This window comes from Pseudomonas sp. B21-051, from assembly GCF_024748795.1.
Classification (GTDB): Bacteria; Pseudomonadota; Gammaproteobacteria; order Pseudomonadales; family Pseudomonadaceae; genus Aquipseudomonas; species Aquipseudomonas putida_A.
In genome coordinates, this window is sequence record NZ_CP087166.1 from 1,877,697 (window position 1) to 1,901,008 (window position 23,312).

Annotated in this window: 27 protein-coding genes; 10 read left to right on the forward strand and 17 right to left on the reverse strand. The window is 57.2% G+C overall.

Annotation, left to right across the window (positions count from 1 at the left end):
* Window positions 1-70: 70 nt before the first annotated feature.
* Together LOY52_RS08510 and LOY52_RS08515 are read right to left on the reverse strand one after the other, a co-directional pair.
* Window positions 71-1,420, reverse strand: coding sequence for an NCS2 family permease (locus tag LOY52_RS08510; protein WP_027613339.1), 1,350 nt, complete (start codon window positions 1,418-1,420; stop codon window positions 71-73).
* Window positions 1,421-1,711: 291 nt separating this feature from the next.
* Complete coding sequence (locus LOY52_RS08515; protein ID WP_258679835.1) at window positions 1,712-2,158, reverse strand: MarR family winged helix-turn-helix transcriptional regulator; 447 nt, start codon at window positions 2,156-2,158, stop codon at window positions 1,712-1,714.
* A gap of 82 nt (window positions 2,159-2,240) precedes the next feature.
* On the opposite strand from LOY52_RS08515, the gene LOY52_RS08520 reads away from it, so the two are divergent.
* Window positions 2,241-3,407 carry a PLP-dependent aminotransferase family protein gene (locus LOY52_RS08520; RefSeq protein ID WP_258679058.1) on the forward strand — a complete coding sequence of 389 codons (1,167 nt, stop codon included), beginning with the start codon at window positions 2,241-2,243 and terminating at the stop codon, window positions 3,405-3,407.
* Between the two features lie 162 nt (window positions 3,408-3,569).
* On the opposite strand, the gene LOY52_RS08525 is transcribed toward LOY52_RS08520, so the two are convergent.
* The 9 genes from LOY52_RS08525 to LOY52_RS08565 all read right to left on the reverse strand — a co-directional run bounded on the left by LOY52_RS08525 (window position 3,570) and on the right by LOY52_RS08565 (window position 9,146).
* The gene (locus LOY52_RS08525; protein WP_007960660.1) at window positions 3,570-3,941 is read right to left on the reverse strand and encodes a glutathione S-transferase N-terminal domain-containing protein; all 372 of its coding nucleotides are present in this window, start codon (window positions 3,939-3,941) and stop codon (window positions 3,570-3,572) included.
* A 103-nt stretch (window positions 3,942-4,044) separates the two neighbouring features.
* On the reverse strand, window positions 4,045-4,590 hold the full coding sequence (gene folE / locus LOY52_RS08530; RefSeq protein ID WP_019826593.1) for a GTP cyclohydrolase I FolE: 546 nt from the start codon (window positions 4,588-4,590) through the stop codon (window positions 4,045-4,047).
* A 22-nt stretch (window positions 4,591-4,612) separates the two neighbouring features.
* Window positions 4,613-5,821, reverse strand: a complete 1,209-nt coding sequence (locus tag LOY52_RS08535) for a tyrosine-type recombinase/integrase (RefSeq protein WP_258679059.1) — start codon at window positions 5,819-5,821, stop codon at window positions 4,613-4,615.
* Window positions 5,822-6,302: 481 nt separating this feature from the next.
* On the reverse strand, window positions 6,303-6,725 hold the full coding sequence (locus LOY52_RS08540) for a hypothetical protein (protein ID WP_258679060.1): 423 nt from the start codon (window positions 6,723-6,725) through the stop codon (window positions 6,303-6,305).
* Window positions 6,722-7,102 (reverse strand): pyocin activator PrtN family protein, encoded by a 381-nt coding sequence (locus LOY52_RS08545; RefSeq protein ID WP_258679061.1) that lies wholly within the window; start codon window positions 7,100-7,102, stop codon window positions 6,722-6,724. The genes LOY52_RS08540 and LOY52_RS08545 overlap by 4 nt, the downstream gene beginning before the upstream one ends.
* Window positions 7,095-7,235 (reverse strand): hypothetical protein, encoded by a 141-nt coding sequence (locus tag LOY52_RS08550; protein WP_258679062.1) that lies wholly within the window; start codon window positions 7,233-7,235, stop codon window positions 7,095-7,097. Before LOY52_RS08550 ends, LOY52_RS08545 begins: the two co-directional genes overlap by 8 nt.
* A 25-nt stretch (window positions 7,236-7,260) precedes the next feature.
* On the reverse strand, window positions 7,261-7,542 hold the full coding sequence (locus tag LOY52_RS08555) for a phage antirepressor KilAC domain-containing protein (protein ID WP_258679063.1): 282 nt from the start codon (window positions 7,540-7,542) through the stop codon (window positions 7,261-7,263).
* A 10-nt stretch (window positions 7,543-7,552) separates the two neighbouring features.
* Window positions 7,553-8,143: a hypothetical protein gene (locus LOY52_RS08560; protein ID WP_258679064.1), complete on the reverse strand. Its 591-nt coding sequence runs from the start codon at window positions 8,141-8,143 to the stop codon at window positions 7,553-7,555.
* 253 nt (window positions 8,144-8,396) lie between these two features.
* Window positions 8,397-9,146, reverse strand: a complete 750-nt coding sequence (locus tag LOY52_RS08565) for an XRE family transcriptional regulator (protein WP_258679065.1) — start codon at window positions 9,144-9,146, stop codon at window positions 8,397-8,399.
* Window positions 9,147-9,246: 100 nt separating this feature from the next.
* On the opposite strand from LOY52_RS08565, the gene LOY52_RS08570 reads away from it, so the two are divergent.
* From LOY52_RS08570 to LOY52_RS08600, 7 genes are all read left to right on the forward strand, one after another.
* Window positions 9,247-9,471, forward strand: coding sequence for a helix-turn-helix transcriptional regulator (locus LOY52_RS08570; RefSeq protein WP_045123078.1), 225 nt, complete (start codon window positions 9,247-9,249; stop codon window positions 9,469-9,471).
* A gap of 320 nt (window positions 9,472-9,791) precedes the next feature.
* Window positions 9,792-10,310 (forward strand): phage regulatory CII family protein, encoded by a 519-nt coding sequence (locus LOY52_RS08575; protein WP_025112490.1) that lies wholly within the window; start codon window positions 9,792-9,794, stop codon window positions 10,308-10,310.
* Window positions 10,303-10,527 carry a TraR/DksA family transcriptional regulator gene (locus LOY52_RS08580; RefSeq protein WP_008080171.1) on the forward strand — a complete coding sequence of 75 codons (225 nt, stop codon included), beginning with the start codon at window positions 10,303-10,305 and terminating at the stop codon, window positions 10,525-10,527. Before LOY52_RS08575 ends, LOY52_RS08580 begins: the two co-directional genes overlap by 8 nt.
* Window positions 10,517-12,736, forward strand: a complete 2,220-nt coding sequence (locus LOY52_RS08585) for a VapE domain-containing protein (RefSeq protein WP_258679066.1) — start codon at window positions 10,517-10,519, stop codon at window positions 12,734-12,736. Before LOY52_RS08580 ends, LOY52_RS08585 begins: the two co-directional genes overlap by 11 nt.
* Window positions 12,729-13,088 (forward strand): hypothetical protein, encoded by a 360-nt coding sequence (locus LOY52_RS08590; protein WP_093099975.1) that lies wholly within the window; start codon window positions 12,729-12,731, stop codon window positions 13,086-13,088. Before LOY52_RS08585 ends, LOY52_RS08590 begins: the two co-directional genes overlap by 8 nt.
* Window positions 13,089-13,617: 529 nt before the next feature.
* The gene (locus tag LOY52_RS08595; protein WP_008080174.1) at window positions 13,618-13,950 is read left to right on the forward strand and encodes a phage holin family protein; all 333 of its coding nucleotides are present in this window, start codon (window positions 13,618-13,620) and stop codon (window positions 13,948-13,950) included.
* Between the two features lie 330 nt (window positions 13,951-14,280).
* Complete coding sequence (locus tag LOY52_RS08600; RefSeq protein WP_258679067.1) at window positions 14,281-14,883, forward strand: terminase small subunit; 603 nt, start codon at window positions 14,281-14,283, stop codon at window positions 14,881-14,883.
* A 159-nt stretch (window positions 14,884-15,042) separates the two neighbouring features.
* Here LOY52_RS08600 and LOY52_RS08605 read toward each other — a convergent pair whose 3' ends face one another.
* The 6 genes from LOY52_RS08605 to LOY52_RS08630 all read right to left on the reverse strand — a co-directional run bounded on the left by LOY52_RS08605 (window position 15,043) and on the right by LOY52_RS08630 (window position 20,884).
* A complete protein-coding gene (locus tag LOY52_RS08605; protein ID WP_258679068.1) occupies window positions 15,043-15,405 on the reverse strand; it encodes an AraC family transcriptional regulator in 363 nt (120 codons plus the stop codon).
* Entirely contained in the window at window positions 15,402-15,872 is a 471-nt protein-coding gene (locus LOY52_RS08610; protein WP_258679069.1) for an AraC family transcriptional regulator, read from the reverse strand. The genes LOY52_RS08605 and LOY52_RS08610 overlap by 4 nt, the downstream gene beginning before the upstream one ends.
* Before the next feature lie 313 nt (window positions 15,873-16,185).
* Window positions 16,186-16,581, reverse strand: a complete 396-nt coding sequence (locus LOY52_RS08615; protein WP_258679070.1) for a hypothetical protein — start codon at window positions 16,579-16,581, stop codon at window positions 16,186-16,188.
* Window positions 16,582-16,797: 216 nt separating this feature from the next.
* A complete protein-coding gene (locus LOY52_RS08620) occupies window positions 16,798-19,266 on the reverse strand; it encodes a fimbria/pilus outer membrane usher protein (protein WP_408980435.1) in 2,469 nt (822 codons plus the stop codon).
* A gap of 197 nt (window positions 19,267-19,463) precedes the next feature.
* Entirely contained in the window at window positions 19,464-20,213 is a 750-nt protein-coding gene (locus tag LOY52_RS08625; RefSeq protein ID WP_258679837.1) for a molecular chaperone, read from the reverse strand.
* Window positions 20,214-20,281: 68 nt separating this feature from the next.
* Window positions 20,282-20,884, reverse strand: a complete 603-nt coding sequence (locus tag LOY52_RS08630; protein WP_258679071.1) for a fimbrial protein — start codon at window positions 20,882-20,884, stop codon at window positions 20,282-20,284.
* Between the two features lie 323 nt (window positions 20,885-21,207).
* On the opposite strand from LOY52_RS08630, the gene LOY52_RS08635 reads away from it, so the two are divergent.
* Window positions 21,208-22,428 (forward strand): EAL domain-containing protein, encoded by a 1,221-nt coding sequence (locus tag LOY52_RS08635; RefSeq protein WP_258679072.1) that lies wholly within the window; start codon window positions 21,208-21,210, stop codon window positions 22,426-22,428.
* Between the two features lie 173 nt (window positions 22,429-22,601).
* Complete coding sequence (locus tag LOY52_RS08640) at window positions 22,602-23,309, forward strand: response regulator transcription factor (protein ID WP_258679073.1); 708 nt, start codon at window positions 22,602-22,604, stop codon at window positions 23,307-23,309.
* Window positions 23,310-23,312: the final 3 nt, after the last annotated feature.

Here is a 23,312-nt window from a genome sequence, read left to right on the forward strand (position 1 = left end):
TGTACTCAAGAATGTGCAAAAGCCCCACCCGCAAGGGTGAGGCTGGTTTGACGCTTGAACCGCGTGACGCTTACAAGAAGATGAACTTGGCGATGAAGATCGCACAGAGCACCCACAGGCTGACGGAAATTTCCTTGTACTTGCCGGTGCCGGCCTTCAACGCCACATAGGTGATGAAGCCCAGCGCGATGCCGTCGGCGACCGAGAAGGTCAGCGGCATCATGATCGCGGTGACGATCGCCGGAATGGCGTCAGTGGCTTCATCCCATTCGATGTGCGCCATGCCGCCCATCATCAGCATCGCGACATAAATCAGCGCACCAGCAGTGGCGTAAGCCGGAATCATCCCGGCCAGCGGTGCGAAAAACATCGCGGCTATAAATAGCACACCTACGGTGACTGCGGTAAGACCAGTCCGACCACCAGCCGCTACACCCGCGGCGCTTTCCACATAGCTTGTTACCGGAGGGACACCGACCACCGCGCCGAAGACGCTGGAGGCGCTGTCGGCTTTCATCGCTCGGGAAAGGTTTTCGATACGCCCGTCAGCGTTGACCAGATTGGCGCGCTGAGCGACGCCCATCAGGGTGCCGGCGGTGTCGAACATGTGTACGAAGAGGAAGGCCAGCACCACGCTGATCATGCTGACGTTGAACACGCCCGCGACGTTCATTGCCATGAAGGTCGGTGCCAGGCTTGGCGGAGTCGACATGATCCCTTCGTAGTGCACGATGCCCAGGCCCCAACCGGCCAGGGTCACGGTGATGATGCTGATGAGGATCGCGCCGAAGACTTTGTGGTAGCTGAGGATCGCGATCATCAGGAAGCAGATCGCCGCCAGCAGCGGGCCGGGTTCACGCAGGGAGCCGAGTTTGATCAGGGTGGCCGGGCTGTCGACGACGATGCCGGCGGTTTTCAGACCGATCAGCCCGAGGAACAGACCGACCCCGGCGCCCATCGCAAAGCGCAGGCTGACCGGGATGCTGTTGAGCAGCCATTCGCGAATCCGTGAGAAGGTCAGGATCATGAACAGCACACCGGAAACGAACACCGCACCGAGCGCGGTTTCCCAGTTGTAGCCCATGGTGCCGACCACGGTGTAAGTGAAGAAGGCGTTGAGGCCCATGCCCGGTGCCAGGCCCACCGGCCAGTTGGCGTACAGGCCCATCAGCAGGCAGCCGAGTGCGGCGGCGATGCAGGTGGCGACGAAGGCTGCACCGTGATCAATCCCGGCATCGGCCATGATGTTCGGGTTGACGAAGATGATGTAAGCCATGGTGATGAAGGTTGTCAGACCGGCAATCAGCTCGGTCTTCACCGTGGTGCCATGCAAGCTGAGTTTGAAGATGCGCTCCAGCACGCCCGTGCGTAAGGGCGGCGAGAGTTCCAGCGTCGATGCTTCGGATTTGCGGCTTTCCACAGCGAGTACTCCTCAAGAGTTTTATTGTTATTTCCAGGGCCGGACCCATGAGGGGTGGCAGCAGCCCTTTGAGGCATACGCGAATTTGTTGACCATGCGGTCAGGAACTCGCACGCAGTGGATTATGCTTTTGTGTACAAATAAAGCAAATATTGTTTTTGGTTTTGTTTACGAAAGGTCAGGCGATAGGGATATATCGCCCGTGCGGGCCCCTTCGCGAGCAAGCTCGCTCCCACATTTGAAATGCGTTCCACTGTGGGAGCGAGCTTGCTCGCGAAGAGGCCGTCTTATTCAATCGAGAGCTGTCTGGCTTTTTCCCAACGCCATATTGACCGCCAACCACCCATTCACCGCCGCCTCCCCAGCCTCGGCAAACACCCGCTCGAGCAACTTCACCTGTTCACGCCGTAACGCCTGCTCAAACTTCGCACCTTCAACGGTCAATTCCAGCAGGCGCTTACGCTTGTCTGCCTCCGACGCCGCGCTCTCCACCAGATGCATTTCCTGCAGCTGGCGCAACGGCATGTTCAGCGCCTGCTTGCTCACGCCAAGCAATCCCAGCAACTCCTTCACACTCAAATTCGGATAACGCGCGATGAAGAACACAATCCGCTGATGCACCCGGGACAGGCCGCGGCGCTCGAGCATTTCATCCGCTTTGGCCGTGAACGCCTGATAGCCGAAGAAAAACGCTTCCATCGCTTGTTGCTGGCTGGCGGGGTTTTTAAGGTCAAGCATGTTGACGTACTCGCTCAAGCTGTCGTAGTTTCAGTCAACCAGTTTGACTCATTTTTCCCAGGCCTCGCTACCGGTGACTCCCATGGCTTTTTCCGAACGTGTCTCGCGCCTTAAAAGTTCTCTGATCCGTGAAATCCTCGCCGCCGCCCAGCGCCCGGAGGTGATGTCGTTCGCTGGCGGGCTGCCGGCCGAAGCCATGTTGCCGAAAGTCGACTGGGCCGACATGCCGCTGGCGCTTGGTCAGTACGGCATGAGCGAAGGCGAGCCGGCGCTGCGTGAAGCACTGGCAGCGCAGGCGAGGGCGCTGGGCCTGGCGTGCGAGGCGAGTCAGGTGCTGGTGGTCAGCGGTTCCCAGCAGACCCTCGATCTGGCGGCCAAGTTGTACATCGACAAAGGCACCGAAATTCTTCTGGAAGCGCCGACCTACCTGGCCGCGCTACAGATCTTCCAGTTGTTCGGCGCCGAATGCCTGACCGTGCCGCAAGAGTCCGATGGCCCCAATCTCGCGCAACTGCGCAGTCGTCTTGAGCAGCATCGCCCGGCATTCATCTATCTGATCCCGACGTTCCAGAATCCATCCGCCGTGCGCTACAGCGAAGCCAAGCGCGCCGCGGTCGCCGCATTGCTCGATGAATTCGGCGTGACTCTGATCGAAGACGAGCCGTACCGCGAACTGACGTTCGATGGCGGCAGTGCCAAACCGATTGCCGGGCGCCTGAAAAAGGCCAGCTGGATCTACACCGGCACCGTGTCGAAAACCTTGCTGCCGGGTTTGCGCGTCGGCTACCTGATCGCCAGCCCGGACTTGTTTCCACACCTGCTCAAACTCAAACAATCGGCGGATCTGCACACCAATCGCATCGGCCAGTGGCAGGCGCTGCAATGGATCGGCAGTGAAAAATATCAGCAGCACCAGAGCGAACTGCGCGGTTTCTACCGGCAGCGCCGCGATGCTTTCCAGTCAGCGCTGGAAACGCACTTTTGCGACCTGGCCGATTGGAACGTGCCACAGGGCGGGTTGTTTTTCTGGCTGACGCTCAAGCAACCGCTGGATACGCGAACCTTGCTCAACGAAGCGCTGGCCAATGACGTGGCGTTCATGCCGGGCGAGCCGTTCTTTCCCGAACCGGATAAAAACCTCGGGCACCTGCGTTTGAATTTCAGCCACATCGACCCGGCGCGACTGGATGAAGGGTTGAAGCGGTTGGCGGCGGTGGTGAGACAGGCGCAGATAAATAAAGCGGCGTGAAAAACAAATAAACCGGCTCGAGGGCCGGTTTATTTTTGTCTGGGATTTGTGGTGGCTGAGGGGGCCTCTTCGCGAGCAGGCTCGCTCCCACAGTGGAAATGCATTCCAAAGGGTGGGAGCGAGCCTGCTCGCGAAGGCGTCAATCAACCCACCACATAATCATCAGACCGCCGCGAAACGCTTATCCAGATAATCAATAATCACCTTGGACTCATACATCCAGGTCGTCTGCCCATTCTCTTCAATGCGCAGGCACGGCACCTTGATCTTGCCGCCTTGGTCCAGCAGGGTCTGGCGATCCTGTTCGTTGTTCTTCGCGTCCTTGAGTGCGACCGGCACATTCAGGCGACGCAGGGTGCGGCGGGTTTTCACGCAGAACGGGCAGGCGTGGAACTGATACAGGGTCAGGCCTTTGGCGGCGGCGTTGACTTGCGCCTGTACTTCGGCCGGGCGCTGTTTCTTGCCCGGGCGGGTGATGAAGTCGATGAAGATGATCAGTTGGCCAAGGCCGACACGAAGCGCTTTTACGAACACGTTGAAAGCCTCACGGTGCAAAGAGAGAAGGGCGCGCAGCTTACCCGATTTTTCACGGGCGAAAAAAAACCGGCGATCAACGCCGGTTTTTTTCTGCAGCCGATTACTTGATCAGGCTGAGGAACTCGCTGCGAGTCGCCGCGTTTTCGCGGAACTCACCGAGCATCACCGAAGTGATCATCGACGAATTCTGTTTCTCGACACCGCGCATCATCATGCACATGTGCTTGGCCTCGATCACCACGGCAACGCCCAGCGCACCGGTGACTTGCATCACCGCATCGGCGATCTGGCGGCTGAGGTTTTCCTGGATCTGCAGGCGGCGGGCGTACATGTCGACGATCCGCGCGACCTTCGACAGGCCCAGCACCTTGCCGCTCGGGATATACGCGACGTGGGCCTTGCCGATGAACGGCAGCAGGTGGTGTTCGCACAACGAGTACAGCTCGATGTCCTTGACCAGCACCATTTCGCTGTTGTCGGAGCTGAACAGGGCACCGTTGGTGACCTCTTCGAGCGTCTGTTCATAACCGCGGCAGAGGTACTGCATGGCTTTGGCGGCACGCTTTGGCGTGTCGAGCAGGCCCTCGCGGGACACGTCCTCGCCCAGTTGGCCGAGAATCGCGGTGTAGTTCTGTTCCAGTGTCACAGGTGCTGATTCCATAAGGGTTTCAGAGGGGTACTGTTTCTGTCTGTACCAATTTTGTACCAATCAAGCTGTTTTCGAGCTTACCGAGTTCACCCCAGTCAGTGCTGGAATTGATCCATCGGGCGTAAGTCGATAGCAACATCTGAACGCTATGACCGAGCTGAGTGGCAATAAACGCAGGGTTCATACCCGCCATGAGGCACATGGTAGCGTATGTGTGTCGGCAGTTGTATTGCCGGCGGGCGCGAATCCCCAATTCGGTCAGTGCGGCTTGGAAGTGTTTGTCGGTCACGCTCGATTGTTGAATGAACTCGAAGTTCTTGGTTGGCGGGAACACGTAGGGCGATTCGGCGCGTTTACGACGGCTCTGCAGGGCGCGTTGTTGCGCCTCCAGCTCTGCCTGCTCGAGGGCGTGCAGCGCGCGGCTATTGAGCATGACTTGGCGTACGTTCCGGGTTTTGGTGCGCTCCTCGATCTTGTAGTCCGCGACGATCCGACACACGTTGACCAGTCGCTTTTCCTTATCGACCTCTTCCCAGCGCAGCGCCGCGATCTCGCTGGGGCGCATGCCGGTGTAGAAGGCGAACTCGAAGTACGCCGCGTAGATTCGCATCGAATGGGTCAGCGTCTTATATAGGTGTTGGATTATCTGGTTGGCCTCACCGACCGTGAAGGGATCAATGGGTTTTTTGGCTTTCACCGGCAGTTCGATGGATTCCACCGGGTTACGGTTGATCAGGCCATCTTTTACCGCAGTGCCGAACACAGTGGTCAGGCGCTGGATCGCCGCACGCTTCACGCCCGGCGTCGGCCATTCTGTGTTGGCTACGACCTTGCGCAGCATCACCGACGTGATGCTGTCGATGGGCAGCATTGCCAAGTACGGCATCCAATACAGATTGAGCGAACCGAGGTAGTTCTTGCGGGTGCCGGCCACGATCTCGCGACTATTGAGCCACTCCTGGGCGTACTCCCCGAAACGGGGAGTAGCCGAGTAGTTGGCATAGGTGGAGTTGGGGAACAGTTCAGCGTATCGCTGATCATCCAGCACGCCATGCTTGATCAGGCTGGTTACGTTAGCGCGTAGGTCGGCGGCAGCCTTAATCCCCTTCGGCGTTTGGGTATAGGGGAGGGTTTCGCAACGGCGTTGCCCGTTCCAGGTGAAACGAATGCGGACGGACTGGCCAGCAAATTCAACTCCGGTGGGCAATCCCATTGGCTCTCGAGCCATGCTTCGTATCTCCTCAGGCTGTAGTAAATGCGGCTATCGATGGTGTTCCAGACACCTTTGGGAATGACGCCCCTAGCGCGCTTGCCTTGCAGCGCTCGGCGGGTGGTGCCGACCAACTCGGCCATCTTGTCTTCGGGAATCTTGTCCAGGTTATAGGTGGGTAGTGATGAGTCGGCAGCTTCCTCAAGGTACCTATCCCCCTCAGCAAGCTGCGCGGGCGGGCGTCCATGAGCGGTAAGCGCTGCAACAAGAGGTGTCGCTGCGCTGCGCGGCCTGTGTTGGGGGGGAAGTGGCTCGGCAGCGGCTTTAGGAGAGGCAGCAATGCCTGCTGCTGCGCAGCAGAGACTGTTGGTTTTTGGAGTGTCGACACGAGTGTAGTCGCTGAACAAAGCGGTCGATAATTGCGCTCTTGTTCGAGTCTGCTCGCCGCTTTGCTGTGAGATTCGATAGTGAGTCGGTCCAAAGTACGAAAGCATGCCGTTCATGCCACCTCTCCTTTACTTGCAGCGTGCAGAGGGCACGCCATGGCGAGAGCTAGTTCGCGCAAGGCTCTGGTTTCGCGTTCCAGTTTTTTCCCGGTACGGAGTGCGGCGAATGTCTCGGCTGCGATCCTGAGCTTCTCGGCTATATCCAGCAGTGTTTGACGCTCTAATTCACCGAGGCGCTGATCCTGATCCTTTTGATTGCATCGCTGTACCAGGCGCTGATGGTCTGCTTGGGTGAAATCGAGCTTTGCTCGTAGTTCACGAATGGGCTTGGCGCTTTGGGCACGCTGAATTTCGTCCCTTTCTTTCAGGCCAGCAAATTTGCCGTCGCAGTGGCCCATCTTGTAACCAGCCCAAATAAGTAGTCCGGCGAAAGCGATCAGGGTGATGAGTGCACCGATTTGTATTGGGGTCATCATGTGGTGTGCTCCTGGGATTGTCGTTGGCTGATGGTGACAGCCGTCAGTGGTGTGGGGGCAGCATGGCGTTGACCGTCCTGCTGCCGCTGCATGTCTTCATCAGCCTTGTAGGCGCGGATGTCGATCAGTGAGGCAACATGTCGAATGTGCGCGTACTTCGGCGCCTTGCGGCTGGTGTCCAGTGTGGTAATCGGAAGCTGGATGCGGCCGCTGTTGATCTCCGTCACGAACGACTGCTCGTTGAGATTGCGAAAGTACTGCTCACGAACTTTTTCGAGCGGGATCAGGACGTCACCGAAGATTCGATAGAGCAGTTCGACGGTGGCCGATTCTGGCGCCGGATGCAGGCGAAGCGGATTCTGTGCAGCGTTACTCATGGTCTTGTCGAGCCTCCTTGCGTTGTTGTCGTGCCGGGTGGTTCCAGGCGTTCAGGCAGTGGCGTCTGGTCAGCTCGCGCAGATGTTCGGGCACTTCGAGGAGCGCGGCGTTGCGCTCCTCGCGTGTACGCATGGCAACGATCTGGCGGGCGTACTCCCTAGGCCACGTCACGGCGATCTGCCGGGATAGCAGGAAAATCGATGTCCAGCTGCTCGGCAAGCCAGCGGATGCCGGCTTGCATGACGCGGGTCGACTGGCTGTACTGCATTCCGCATTTTTCGTCATACCAGGGGCTGTCCTTGATCCGCAGGTACGCTTTGTCGCGCTTCGGGTCCGCCGGCAGGTTTCCCTTGAGCAAACCTTTCTCCCGCATGAGAGCGATCAGTTTGGGGCGAGTGAGGCCGAGTTCTGCGGCTGCTTGGGCGAGGGTGCGTTCCATAGCGTCCTCCTCATGCTGCGTGCGCAGCTGGAGTGGCCGCTGCAGCAAGGTGGTTGATGGACTCAATGACCTTTGCGTAGATCTCGGCATCGGGGTCGTACAAGGTGAAGCAGCGTGTGTGCGGACTCTTGTTGCCGATGCTCAAGATGGCGGTGACGCCCCGGCGCGTATGAGTGCGATGCAGCGCCACATGCAGGGGAAGTTCGAAGCCCATGTCGAGGCTCAGCACGCCGCCGGTGTGCACCAGTTCAAACACGCGCTGCTTGTCCTGGACTTCAAGGCGACCGTATTGACGATCAGCGTGCGGGAGATGCACCAAGTCGCTGGAGTTGCTCGCGTCGAACGGACCGTTGGCAATCTCTTCAATGAAGTCGGCCAGTTTGAGGTGCATCTTCTGGTCGTTCTGCAGGGTCAGCGTGTGGCGTTCGCTGCCCAGTTCGACGACAAAAGTGCTTTCCACTGTGCCGCGCTCAGCCTTGAGACGGAATGCCAGGCATTCACGCTTCGGTGCTGTGCGCAGGACGTGGTTGAAGGTCTCGGTCAGGTTGACCTGGGCGTTGAGCAACTGCAGGGTGCGGTTGTCGATCTTGTACTTGATCATGCTGCGTGCCCTCCACCGTTCGGATCGATAGGAGAGGGCTGGCATGACTTGGCGACAAGCTTTGGTTTGCTGTTATGAATGACGACCAGACAGCCCGTGGCGAGCTGCAGCTGTTCGATCAGTTTGCGATTGCTGACGCATGCCGGATGGACATGCAAGGTTGCGGTGGTACGCATTGGTATTGCCTCGCTCTGTGGTAAAGAGTGAGGCAAATATCACGTAATGTGCTTGTTTGTGTCAACACATCATGTGATTAAAATAGCGCGGCACTGTGTAGAAATCGTGATGACTTCAATATTCCGCCTACGAGATGGATTTCCTCCACCTCTTGTTCTGCAATGTGAAGAGTTTCGTGATCGGTATTGACGCTATCCAGCCGGTACATTCCGTCTCGGAGATAAATAAACTCTTTGATCATCGCTTTGCCGGAGGACGTTCGAACTATGACTTCGTCACCGCTACTGAAGCGTTTGTTCGGCTCTATAAGAACGAACTCGCCATTTTTTATGCGGGGCATCAAGCTATCGCCCATGACTCTTATGCCATAGGCATCTGGGTCATCGCTATGTATGTTTAGGTAGCCTTCACCTTGCCCTGGTGGCGGTTCTACCGTGTCGAAGAAGCCCTCATTCCCAAGCTGCGCGTTTGATAGCACAGGCACCTTTCCATCCTTGGCCCAGCCTACAAGGCTGCTGACAGGTTGGTCTTTGTCTTTCGATCTTCCGTAGTCCCTCACAAGACGGTCTTCAGACCGAATCCGACCTTGAATGGCGACTGAGTACGACTCAACGTCGGAACGATTTTTTCCTGCTACCAAGTCTGGAAAAGATACTCCCAGTGCTGTCGCTATCTTTTGCAAGTCGTGGAGATTGGGCTGACGAGCCCCTTTCTCGTAATTGCCTATCCGAGACTGGGATTCCCAACCGCAAGCGAAAGCAAGGGCTTGTTGGCTCATGCCCTTTGCTTTGCGGTATTGCTTAATACGTTCGCCGAGTGTGTTCATGTGCTTTTTTTACCACGCTCTGAAATTATTTATCATCACTTTGCGTGTTGAAATATCTGCGATTCGTGATTAAGATGGCTCCGGCTAATTGGAGGGCATCATGAATCTGATCGCTGAACATCGAGAGAAGGCTGGGATCAAGCAAAAGGAACTCGTTGTAGCTCTTGGATGGACTCAGGCACGAATAAGCAATTACGAAGCAGGACGTCGAATCGCAGGGCTTACGGAGTGCAGAGCCATAGTCAGAGCACTCAATAAGTTAGGAGCGCCGTGCAGTCTTGATGACGTATTTCCTCCGGAAATGGAAGAGTCTCAAGCCGCATAGAAAAAAGGCGACCCAAGGGTCGCCCAGTTTCTCCCGACAGCATCACCACAATGCAGTCGGGTCGCGATGTCAGAAGGCGAGCACACCACATGCTGCCGACCTTCATCGCGTTTCCAAGGCTCGGAAGCCTTGGCGTTGCTGCCGTTCTTACCACAGAGCTGGCAGCTGTTGCGCCAGGGGTGAACAACGGATTGTTCGCCCCGGCACGGTGCCGGTGTTGGTCTAGAGAACCTCGCCGGCTTTTGGGCCATACCAAGCCACGTGACAAATGTATCACCAACGTCTGTCGCGCGGCACTGGCAACTTTTAGGATTAATGCCATGAGCCGAATCGCTCTCAGTTCTCTGGAACGGGCGCAGCGGGAAATCCTGCCGCTCGATTTAGCGCTGTACCACGCCGCTCGCGAATACCCGGGTGGCGCTGCGGCCATCGCCGCCACCACCGGTCGTAACCCGACCACTTTGCAGCACAAGCTGTCGCCGACTCATCCGAGCCACTCGATCAACATTCAGGAGTTTGGCGAGATCCTCGAACTGACCAAGGATCGCCGCATTCTGGATGCGGTGCATGCGCTGGTCGGTGACACGATCTGGCAGGAGCTGGCCGACACCTACACCAACGACATGCCCGAGACCCTTACCACGGGTATCGCCGAATACTTCCGCCAAGTCGCTGATCTGGCCGAGACTTGGGCCAAGAGCATCGGCGACGGTGTGGTGACTGATCAGGAACTGGCGGCGATTCGCCTGCAGGTGTTCCGGGGCATTCAAGGGCTGCTCGGGTTGTTCAACCGTGCCACCTACGTCAACCAGACGACGCGAGGTGCTGACCGTGGCTGACATCGCCGATTTCGCCAACGATCTCGTGCAGGAACGTATCGATCAGGCCATGGCGGCGCGCAGCGCTGCCAAAGCAGAAAGTGCTGCCCATTCCTTGCTGTTCTGTGAAGCCTGCGACGATCCGATCCCGGAAGCACGCCGCCTGGCTCAACCGGGTTGCTCGCAGTGCATCAGCTGCCAATCCCTCTCTGAGCGGGGGATTCAGCATGCTCGATGAGGTATTGGGGCAATTCGCCGATTACGGTCTGGAGCCGGCGCAACCGCTGGTGTTCGGCAAGCTGACCCGCTGCAAGACATCGCAGGACAAGGGCAAGGAAAAGAACGGCTGGTACGTGGTCCACGAGCAGCGCACGGAGAAGGGCGACACGCTGATCTTCGGTGCCTTCGGTGATTGGCGTTCGGGCGAGACGCAGAAGATCAAGGTCAAGGCCGGGCGCATGTCGCCGGAAGAGCGCGAAGTGATGCGCGCTCGCCAGGAGGAAGCCAAGCGCCGCGCCGCGGAAATCGCGAACAACGCTGCCCGGCGGGCCGCGAAAAGGGCGCAGGGGTTGTTCGAGCGCATGCCGACCACAGGGCGCAGCGATTACCTGGACCGTAAGCAGATCGTTGGCATCAACGTGCGTTACGCGCCGCGCACCGGTGCCGTGCTTGTGCCAATGAAGAACGCCCGCGATCAGATCATGGGCCTGCAGGTGATCTTCCCGAACAAGCAGGAAGACACCGGCCGCGACAAGTCCTACTGGCCTTACGGGATGGCGAAGGAGGGCACCTTTCACCTGCTCGGCCCGCACCCGGTACCAGGTGAACCGGTGCTGGTCTGTGAGGGTTACGCCACCGGCGCCAGCCTGCACATGGCGACGTCGCTCGCCGTCGCCGTGGCCTTTGATGCAGGCAACCTGCTGGCCGTGTGCAAGGTCATGCGCGAGCGCTTCGCCGGCTGCCCGCTGATCATCTGCCGCGACGATGACTGGAAGACCACCAAGCCTAATGGCGATGCCTGGAACCCGGGTGAGGAGAAGGCCAGCAACGCCGCGTTGATCGTCGGTGCCCAGGTGGTCGCACCGATCTTCGCGGTCGAGCGTCACGACAAGTGGACCGACTTCAACGACCTGCACGTCGCCGAAGGCCTCGACGCGGTTCGCCGACAAGTGCTCGCCGTGGTCCGCCCACCGGCGGCCGGAGGCTGGAAAGATCAGCTCGCTCGAAGTGAAAGTGGCGCGCTGATCGCGCACATGCAGAACGTCGAATTGATCCTCGCTCACGACGAACGCTGGGCCGGGGTAATCAGCTACTGCGCCTTCAGCTCGAAGATCGTCAAGCTGCGTGCTGCGCCTTATGGGGGTGGCACCGGCGAGTGGGCCGACATCGACGACGTGCGCGTGATGAAGTGGCTCGCACAGCAGTACAACCTGCGTGTGAAGTCGTCGCACGTGATTGAAGCGGTGAGCGTGGTGGCGCACGACCACGCCTTTCACCCGGTGCGTGAGTACCTGAAAAAGCTCGAGTGGGATCGTGTGCCGCGCCTGGAGCATTGGTTGACGGATGTCATGGGGGTGAAGGCAACCGATTACACGTCCAAGGTCGGCAAACGCTGGATGATCTCGGCCGTGGCGCGGGTGATGAAGCCCGGCTGCAAGGCCGACTCGGTGATGATCCTCGAAGGCGTACAAGGCGCCGGTAAGTCGACCGCCATGAGCGTGCTCGGCGGTGAGTGGTTTATGGATACGCCTTTCGCCCTCGGTGACAAGGATGGCTTCCAGGCGATTCGCGGCAAGTGGATTGTCGAGCTGGGCGAGCTGGACAGCTTCAACAAGGCCGAGAGCACCAAGGCCAAGCAGTTCTTCTCCGCGTCGACCGACACCTACCGCGAAAGCTATGGCCGCAGGACTCTGGACGTACCACGCCAGTGTGTTTTCGTCGGTACCACCAATCAGGACGAGTACCTCAAGGACGCCACCGGCAACCGTCGTTATTGGCCGGTGGCTTGTACCAAGGTCGACGTGGCGTTGCTGCGCGAGATCCGCGACCAGTTGTGGGCCGAAGCGATGTTCTGCTTTGAGGCCGGGGACCTGTGGTGGGTCACGCGAGAGGAAGCGCCAATGTTCAGCGAAGAGCAGGACGAACGCTTTGTGGTGGACGAATGGGAAACGCCGATCCTGACCTGGCTCGAAGAGTCGCAGATCGGCGAGACCACCACCGGCAGTGAAGTGATGAGTCAGGCGCTCAAGCTCGATCCCGGTCATTGGGGCAAACCGGAGCAGATGCGCGTGGGTGCGATCTTGCATCGACTGGGCTGGCGACGTTTCCGTCTCGGCGCCTTGAGCAAGAGCGGCCAGCGGCCTTGGGCGTACAAGAAACCGGAGGGTTGGGGTAGGGCGCCGGCGCTGGAACAACCTGAGTTCGAGGAGCCGTGCTTCGATGATTAAGGCAATCGATATGGCCCTCAAGCAATGGGCGCAGGAGCTGCACAGCGATGAGGTCGCCGCCGGTTACTCGGGCGGCAACATGGTCGCGATGATGATGGAAAGCGGTGGCCAGCTTGTGCGCGGAAGGCGCGGGAGCAGGGTGCCGCTGGAGGCCTCCCTGGACATCGAGCGCATCGTCAAGAAACGCCTTGATCCCGAGTTGATGACGGTGGTCCAGGTGCATTACTTCCAGCCTGATGTGCCTCTGACTGCGCGTCTGGCTGAGAGTGGCTGCACACGCAACCTTTACTACCAGCGCCTGCATGACGCTCACATCGTGGTTGAGCACTTCCTCCTGGGGGAAGCGGCTTGATCGTGGGCATTACTCTGGCTCACGCCGTCCCACTGGCCAGCCTCCGTCCCACTGCTTTTTGCGGTGGTGGGACGGGCGCAGGCCCCGTCGTTGTTGGGCTGTCCCACCGTCCCACCTTTGTCATGTCTCCCGCCCGTGTGTGCGTAGCGGGTACAGGTACGCGCGTTTACGCGCACGCGTGCTTTTTAAATTTCTCTCTATACACGAGAAAAGAGAGATAAAAGTAGGACGGTGGGGCAAAGCCCCAATCTACGGGGCTTTCAGACGTCCCACCTTGGTTTACAGAAGTGGGACGCATGGGACGCCAGAAAAGCAAAAGGCAGCCGGGATAGGTATTCACCGACATTCGCCAGCCGTTCGCCGGACGTAAGCCACACATTCACCGGATGGCATTAAAACGGTCTTGCTGCCACCAGAATCGACCTGTAAAAAGGGGCCATCTTCGATGGGTGCGACCGCAAAGCGCGGCAGGCCACCCACTACCTGACCCGGCCATTGCGTCGGGTCTTTTTGTTTAAGGGGCAGGGCAGTGACGAACGAGCAACAGGCACTGGCAGAGATGCCGATCTGGTTGGTGATTGCCCTGTCATTGGTTGGCGGCGTGTCCGGCGAGATGTGGCGCGCTGACAAGGACGGAGCACGGGGCTGGGCGTTACTGCGCCGCCTCGCACTTCGCTCCGGTGCCTGCATCGTCTGCGGCGTGTCAGCGATGATGTTGTTGTTCGGCGCAGGCCTGTCGATCTGGACAGCGGGCGCCCTGGGTTGCCTGACCGCAATGGCCGGCGCCGATGTCGCCATCGGCTTGTACGAGCGCTGGGTGGCCAAGCGGCTGGACCTGAGCGAGGCCGAGCCGAAGGCATGAGCCAGGCAGGCCGGGCGGGCCGTCGAGTTTTACGGGTCCTCCCCGAGGGCCGCCCCCTACACGGGTTAGCGAACTCGCGGAATCTCTCTAGCTGAAACCTTCGCAGGGATGTCCGTCTTTCCAAAGGGATGGGGGCAGGGCATGGCACTCGGATGCCGGCTCGACCGACCGGGCCGGGCAGAAAACCGCCGGGGACCCTGAGGACTTTCAAAGGGCACGGGGTCGGAAACCCGCGGGTTCGTGTTAGTGGGAGACCCGCTAGCTTACTGAAATTTCAATCCTCTGAAATCTTGAAAGGATTCATTGAAAAGCCGCTGAAAAGGAGGGTTTATGAGCACAGCTACCTACCTGTCAAAGAGCGCTTTCGCTGCGCACATCGGCCGATCACCGAGCTACATCACCTGGCTGAAAGAGAATGGCCGGCTGGTGCTGTCGCCCAACGGCAAGCGGGTCGACGTGCTGGCCACTGAAGCGCTGATCCGCGATACCGCTGACCCGAGCAAGGCTGCCGTCGCTGCTCGCCACCAACAGGAGCGGCTTCAGCGTGATGTGTACAGTCACGTCGCAGCTCAATCCGAGCCGACTAACATGGCTGCGCCGTCGCCCGTTGATCCCGCGCAAGGGCAGTCTCCGGACTTTCAGAAAGCGCGTGCACATCGCGAACATTATCTGGCGCGGATGGCTGAGATGGAGTTTCGCAAAGCGCAGGGGGAACTGGTGGAAATCAGCTTTGTGCAGAAAGCCGCTTTTGAAACGGCGAGATCGCTCAATCATTCGTTGATGAGCCTGTCGCCGCAATTGGCGCCACAGCTCGCTGCTCTGTCCGACCCATGGGAAGTGGAACGACAGCTGACCGCTGCACTACGCCAACGGCTCAATGAAGCAGCACAGGTATCAAGCGACGATTTTGGGTTTGCATTGAGTGAGTGCTGAAGATGTCCGCTAACACGCATTTATCGGCTCGCAGCGTAATTGAGTGAGGTTTGCTTTCGGCCAGAAGCAGTCATTCAATACTCTACAAAAGCTATGACGTACTGCTTTCGGCCAGGAGCGGACGGGTCACGACTGGACCGACCGTTTCCTCCGTAAGCATTAGACGTTCACACGTCGCCATTCGCTAGGCGAAATCTTCTCCCACTGCCGGAAGGCCCGGAAGTAAGAGTTGGCGTCCTCGTAACCGAGCAGATAAGCCACCTCTTTCAGGTCAAGGCTTGTATCAGCAAGCAAGTGGAGTCCCACCTGGCGCCGGGCCTCGTTGAGCAACTCGCTGAACGTTGTACCCTCTGCTGCTAACCGCCGTTGTAACGTACGTTCACTTTGCAGCAGCTCTCGGGCCAGATATTGCAGGGTTGGTCGTCCGTCCGCCAGGGCTCGTTTCAGCACTTCAATTACCTGCTCGCGAAAACCAGCTGGCGTCTCGATCTCCTGCAAGGCCGCAGTAATGCCTGGTGTCATGATGTCATGATGTCCAGCATTTCCTGATTATGTTCACGAAACGACAGGCTCAAATCGGTGGCTCTCAGTGTCAGTTGGTCACGCGCTGCGCCATAGCAAATGGGGCAGTCGAAATAATGATCGTGGGTTGGCAGGCTTGGTTCAGGGCGTCGAAGGCTCATTGCCAGCGGCACCACGTGTTTCCCCGTGCCTCTGCGACCGAGTTCAATCACGAAAGCAAAACAGGCCTCCACCGAGAGGTACGGTTCCGTGCCGCTGCTAGGCGGCCAAAGAATAGTGAACGACACCTTGCCGTCACGCTCTTCGACGCAAAGCTGGTCTGGACTGCATAAGCGAATGTAGCGGGAGTACCTCGCCACGCCTTGGCGAAAATCGGCGGCATACAGCGCGGCGAGGAACGCCAGCTTGTGTTTTGCGGTGGGCGTGTCGCGGACCATTTTTATGGCGAAGGCCGGGTCTGCCGACAACGCCATTTTCAGAGGAAGAAGTACCCGATCAATCGACGCCTGTGCATTCCAGAGAGGAAGAGCACAAACGCCTTAAAGACTTTGACAAGGAAGGCATCCCGCCCGGCATCTGCTAATTAGTAGGCACTGGCGCGGGTTACCCACCTTCGGCTCGTCGCTTTACGACGCGCGATGAGGCGCTGGTCCGTGCCAGTGCGGCCATCGGCGGCAGGCTGATGCCAAGGGTTGCAACATCCCGATGCATGACAATTCTCCCGCGGTTTAATCCACTACAAATGATCGTGAGTTGCGAGGAAAGTGTCGTGAGGGGATTTCAAGCGTGTGTGTCGACGCTGAGTGTCATCTGGATCAATGTTGCCTGCAGCGCGTGCAGGTTGCCAGCGCATACAGATATTTGGTTTTGAATCTCAATTGTTCTTTGAGCCTTCTCCTCTTCTGGCATATTCATTCTTTCGGTTTTAGACAGCTCTGCTTTGCGAGTGGCAAGTTGATGCTGTGTCTCAGCAATTTGTTTTTTTATAAGCTCGACTGCACTAGTAGGCTGCTTGACCGCATTAACACCTTCTTCGCTGGAGTCAGTTCTAAGGTTGTCGTCGCTTATGGTTTTTTTAGTGAGTGATAGATGGTTTTGCGAATCTGATCTTATGTATTGGTTGTTCTCTGGTTTGTTGTTATAGGTGGTTACGATAATTGCGTTGATTTTTGGCATGGATAATTCTCTATTTTTCTCGCCTGTTGGCCGTTGGGGCTATTAATCTCACACGGTCGCGTGTGAGTACTCACTAACCCTTTTATAGTAATGAGGCTTTTGCATTTAGATATAAGAATTGTCCTATTTTTATGCACCATGACTTGACGCTCCAGAAACGACAAGGCTCTGAATAAATCAGAGCCTTGATTTTTAAGACTGACGAATAGAGATTCGTTATTTCGATGTGTCTAGGCTGGCTGAACAAGTAAGCCTGTAATGCTCATAATTCAGATCCTTCAGTTTTTCTGGAAGCTTGTAAGGGACGGAGCAATTCTTGCCCTGCCACTTGATTGTGATGATGCCTTGATCTTTGGTGACAAGCGCTAACGCCTTGCCGGTCGGATCAGAAAGTGCCAGTTGTTTACCATCGGCGTCCATCAATACCGCTCCGAATGGAAGGGGATTGCCCTCGGCATCGTAAAGTTCGAACTGGATCCGTCGCCCTTTGCTGCCTTCAAAGCGCGCGAGCACTACTGAACCTCGTCTCGGTACGAGTTGTTGAGTGGCGTTGTCCAACTCAATTTCACCGCCGAGATTTCGCGTGTCCAACGTCACCCAGTTCACCCGATAGGGCTGTGCGTTTGGAAGGACGGCATACCCATTGAGGCCTGTTTTCACGCCGGAGTAGCTGCTGACTTCTACCCCTGACATACCAGGCACTTCTACCAGTGCGAATGTTTCGCCGACGGTCTGGCCCATGTTGATTCCACCCGCGTGGGCCACGATCGATCCGGCCGCGCTCAGGTTCTGTGATTCATAACCGCTGCCTCGGCTGTAGCCCAATCCCAGATCACCCATCGCTGTACGGGTACTCAGGCTAAGTGAGCCGGAGCGATCACCTTGTACACTGCGGCCGGTCTGTACGGAGTAGTAGGTGTCACTGTCTTCAGTCAGATAACCATTGATCCCGGCTTGCGTACTGGTGCCGGTGTTCTGATGATTGCTGGAAATATAGGCGCGAGGTGCGCGAGGTGTGGATCCGAGCGGGAATGAGATCGAAACGCTCAATTGGGTATCGTGAGTGGTGTCACCTCGTGTGACGAATTCCTCGGTTTTACTCAAGCTGATGTTGTAATTCAGGTCGCGCCAATTATTGTTGTAACCGGCAGAAAAGCTTCGCGAGCCACCGCGATCCCAATAGCGCTGATCACTGGCATTCAAATACAACGAGCCGTACTGGCGCGCTTTGCCCAAGGTCTGGTTGACCGTGAGGTCGGTACGGGTTTTGGCGTTACCTGCGCGCCGCGTAGCGCCGGTGCTGGTGTCCTGCACGTGGTCGGTCAGCGTGCGGTAACCCTCGGTTGAATAACGATAGGCGGCGAGGGTGAAGCTGGTATCGGTGCCGGTGAAGGTCTTTGCATAGAGCGCGCGCACGCTGCTGCCCTGGGTCGTTTTGCCGAATGCCTTGCTGGACGATTGCGTGACGTCCAGCGACATCGCGCCAATCGAAGTGTTCTTCGCCGCACCGACTGAAAGCGCCTTGAAACCACTGCTGGCCTGAATGCCGGCAATGCCTGTCAGGTTGCTGGTCAAGCCGTAGGCGAAAGTGCCGCCCAGGAAGGCTGGCTTGTCGTAGCCTTCGCTATTGTTGTTGAATTTTCCGCTCGACAGGCTGTACTTCAATTGCCCCTCACGCACCATCGTCGGCAAGGCGGAAAACGCCTGTCGGGTGACCTTGCGCCGACCATCTGCCTCGACAATGGTGATCTCCAGATCACCATTGGAGCCCGATGGATAGATATCGCTGATCTCGAACGGACCCGGCGGCACGTTGGTGGTGTAAAGAATGTAGTTATCCTGGCGGACTTCGATTTTTGCATTGGTTTCAGCCACGCCACGAATGATCGGCGCATAGCCGCGCTCACTGTCTGCGCGCATGCCTTCATCAGACGCCACCTTGACGCCTTGATAGCGCACGCTGTCGAACAGATCCGAATCGGAAAATATTTCACCCGCACTCAGTTGCCCCTTGATCTCCGAGAGGTCGCGCTGGATGAACGTGCGGTTGCTGACAAACCGATTGGGCCGACCGGTGGAACTGCTCAGGTTGGACTCGTTGCGCAAACGCCAGGCCCCGAAGTTGATGCCGTTGCGCAGCCCCAGATTATTGGAGATCTGCGTCGAGTATTCGGTTTTGCTACGGGTGCTGCTCAACTGATAGTTGATGAACCCGGCTGCCACGCCTTCGTCCCAAAGCTCTGGATCTACATAGCCGCGCATGCCACGTGCCATTGCGACCTGCGGCACGCTGATATTGAGGCGCAGGCGGTTGGCGTCAAAACTGAGACTGGCTTGCTCGATCATCGCCGCAAGATCGTAGTGATCGGCAGGTTGTTGCTCATCAACCAGACCTTGCTCACGCAGTTTGCGCATGTCCACACCCAGCTGTTGTAACAATTCCAAGGTGATGCGTGGCTCGACTTTGCCGTTGAGCGGATTGGCCGCGAAATCAACGTCGCGACGACCGACCAGCATGCCGTTGCTAAACACGTCAACGCGATATCGGCCCGGCAGAACGCTATTGGCATTCAACAAGGGTTGCAGGTCGACCGCCGATGAACCTTCAAGAAACAATGTATTGAAAGCTTCACCCGCTACCGCGGCCGGGGCTTCGGCACCCATGGCGAATCCACAAATGACCATGTTGATGGCAAAGCACAATGGATGCAGGCAGCCCAACGCCGTTTTGTTTTTATGGCGTGCAACGTGATGCTTTACACAACTTTCAGATGTGTAGTGTTGGGAGGAAAACATGCAATTTGCCTTATCAGTCCGTGTTGCTTCAACCGAAGTCCGGGACGCGTAAATAGCTCGTATATTGGCGGGGGTGGGCAGGGAAGTTACTGGGCAGGGGCATCTTTCACGCGCTCGGCATGACTTTCGGTAGCACTGAGCGGTGCATCGAATAGTTGTTGTGCGCCGTAATCGTTAATCGCCGAAAAGGTCAGGCGTGGAGAATGGGGAACCAACTCTTTCAAGTTAAATGAACGAACTTCGCCCGGAGCGATCATTGTCGAATCGATTACCAACTCTGCTTTTTTTCCTGCAACGACTTTCAGATCGGCCAGCGATACATGGTAATTACTTTGATTTTTTACACTCAGTGTGGACTTGCCCGCTTGAGTGACCAACTGCCATACAAGTTGCTCAGGCGCTTTCGCGACGTCACCGGGCAGTCCTTGCGGGCGAAAGAAAACCTTGATGCGCTGACGCACCGCCAATTGCAGCGTGTTGACATCGGCAGCACTGGCTTGAGGGATTTCCTGCACGTTCAGCCACACTACTGACTCTTTGTCCGCAGGCATGCCACGGCCTTCATACAAGATTCTCAACAGTTGCTGTTGATTGGGCTCAAGTTTGGCCAGTGGTGGGGTGACCGCGAAAGGCGGCGCGCTGCCAACCGCGTCGCCGGAATCCAGCCACGATTGCGCCAAAATGGTTTGCCCGCCATTGCGCACGGTAACGTTGGCCTCTTTGTGCGCGCCATCGAAAATGATCCGGGTTGAACTCAAGGAGATGCTGGCGAATGCCGAGTGCGTCATCAACACCCCGGCAAGCCCCAGGCAAAGTGGAAAATAGCGACTTAACATGGTTTTCACCGATTAATCTGGTCGGGAGGGACGAGGCACGACGGCCCCGTCCGGGTATGGCGCGCTGCTTATTCGTATTCGAGAACGAACGGCAGAGTGGCGTTACCGGTACCTGCAGTAGCGGTGGTCTTGTCACCAGTGGTGACGTAAGCGGCTGCGAACGACAGGGTGCCGTCTCCGCCAGTGGCGGCGTCGCCAGTCAGGTTGGTCTGCACTTTGGCAGTGGCTTCGGAACTGAGATCGATCAGTTGGCCATTGCTGTCCAGCAGCGCGATGCCAACACCTTTGGCCGCATCGGCGCCTTGCAGCTTGAGAACTTTCTTGCCATCAACCAGGCCCGAACCGCCATTGATGGTTGGTTTGAACAGCATCGAAACCTTGGTGCCAGCGTTGCAGTTCACTTTCAGGTTGAAATCGTTGGCAGCCACACGACCAGCACCCGGGGCAGAATCGGTGCCCATGTCTTTGATCGACACGCTGCCCATATCTACGGCAATCATCTTGTCTTTGCCCGAAGCACCATCTACCGAGCAAGCATCGTTATTGATGACACCGGTGAAGCTGATTTGCCCACTGCCGCCCTTGACAGCTTTAGCGGCTTCTTCAGCCAGTGCGCCAGTGGAGGCGGCCAGTACGGAAAGAGTGAGTACTGCGAAAGCGAACTTTTTCATATTTATATCCGAAGTTATTGTGAAGTGCTGCATTAAAATGCCAGGCAATATTAGGCCGGTGTTGTTGGTGAGTCTTTGGGATTTGTCTTAAAGCGTGGAAGGTGCGATAAAGTCAGCAGTATCGAAGTGCGTATCTATATTTTCAGTAAGGTGTGCGTCGGACTAAATGAGACAATTCTCAAGGTTGCACGGCCTCTGTCTAGTTAGTATTCGCGCATGCAGGAATTCTCAGCCAATGAAAAATTATTTATCGGGCGTCGTGTTTGAAAGATAGATTCCCCGCATTTCGCTGTTAATGGCTGATAGAAAGAGGTTCTCGGTTTGTGAACACGCTTCGTATATTGGTATTGGAAGATCACGCCTTCCAGCGCACGGCCGCGGTCAGCGCGCTTAATAGTTTGGGTTACAAAAATATCTTTCAGGCGGCTGACGGAAAGGACGCGCTGGCTATGATCTCCCAAGCGGGGGGTGTGGACGTTGCGCTATGTGACTTGAGCATGCCTGGTATGGATGGTTTAACCTTTTTGCGCCTGGCGAGAGAGGCCGGTTTGATTCGCGCAGTGATCATTTGCAGTTCACTGCCTGACGATTTGTTACGCACGGTTGATCGAATTGTCACGTTGCAGGGCTTGGAACTGCTTGGAAGTGTCGGCAAGCCGTTGATGATCGATGTGCTTGAGCCATTGCTGGCTCGCTATAGGTCGCACAGCCAGAACGATTCCAAAGTGGCGGAAAGTCATCTCGATCAGCCTTCGGAGAATGAAGTGCTTGAAGCGATACGCAGGCAGGAATTTCGCGCGTACTTCCAGCCCAAGTTTCATCTGCGCAGTGGAGAGGTGGATGGCGCTGAGGTGCTGGTGCGATGGCAAAGCCCCAGTCGCGGGTTGCTTTCACCGGGTGTGTTCTTGCCCACGATCGAGCGTTGCGGGCTGCTCGACGAAATGTTTTTCAGCCTGCTCACGCAAGGACTGAGTCTGCAGCGTTTCGTACAGTCCCACGGCAAGCCATTCAAACTTGCGTTCAATCTCGACGTGACGCAGATGGCAAACCCGAATCTTGTCGACCGGATCAAGGCGCTGTTGCGCATCCATGGCGCCTCCCCAGCTGGGCTCATATTCGAGCTGACGGAAACCGGTCTGCTGCAGATGCCCGAAATCAGCATGGAAAACATGGTGCGTCTGCGCATGCTTGGCTTCAGCCTGGCAATCGACGATTTTGGTGTCGGCTATTCTTCGCTGGAGCGGTTGTGTCAGATGCCCTTCAACGAAATCAAGCTGGACGCTGGATTCGTGCAGAATTTCCAGCAGGCTCGCTACAGTGCGGTCATTCACGGTGCGCTTGCCTTGGCGCGCGAGCTGGACATGCGTGTGGTGGCGGAAGGTATTGAAACCGCAGATCAAGCTCATCACTTGGCTCGACTCGGTTGTCTGTGGGGCCAAGGATTCTTCTATGCTCGGCCTATGAATTGGGCGCATCTGGTAGATTGGCGTTTCGAGGGGCAAAAGTCGTCCTGGCGCCGCGCGATAGGCGCCTCCGATCTCTGATGAGCGCTGCGGACTGACTTTTGGGACAAAGCCCTATTTCGTTGCGTCTTCAAAAAAACCATGCTGTGCCGAGAAATCAATCAGATGCACATGAATGCTATGGCAATGCTCGGGATTTGCTGCGATTGCCAAGTGCTGATGGTTTTCCAACCCTCCTCACCATGGAGTTGTTCATGCATTGGTCAGTCGTGAATCCGTTACGCGTTGCCATCCTTGACGATCATTCGCTCATACGTCTGGCGATGAAGTCGCGTCTAGCACGCGAAGCTGAGTTCAGTGTCGTGGGCGTGTACGGGAGTAGCGCACAGTTGCTCGCCGGATTGCGCGAGATCGAAATCGACCTGCTGATACTTGACTACAAGCTGCACGAAGGGGAGCTGGATGGACTTAATCTGATTCGCCTGCTGCGCAAGCAGTATCCGGGCATGCTCATTCTCGTCTCGTCCTCTGAAGAGCGACCGGCAGTGGTGAGCATGGCCGTCGGCGCGGGCGTCAGTGGATTTTTCGGCAAGTCGCAGCCAGTCGATGACCTGATCACCGCTATTCGATGTGCTGCGTCCGGCCAGTTGTACCTGTCGCCGGCAATGGCCTTCGAACTTGATGTGCTGCCTGTGTCGGTCGATGAGCCTTCTGGTGCCGGTGATGACGGCGCGACGCACAGCGATGATTTCCTGAGTAATCCTCTGCTGTCGCCGAAAGAGAAAGAAGTCTTGCGCTGCTGCCTTGAGGGTATGGGGGTGACCCAGATCGCTTTGAAGTTTTCGCGCAGTCGCAAAACCATCAGTGGGCAAAAGCAGGCCGCTTTCAAAAAGCTTGGCATTCGTGGCGATGCAGAGCTGTTCAAGTTGCATCACAGCCTGACAGTCGACAACCAGGGTTAACAC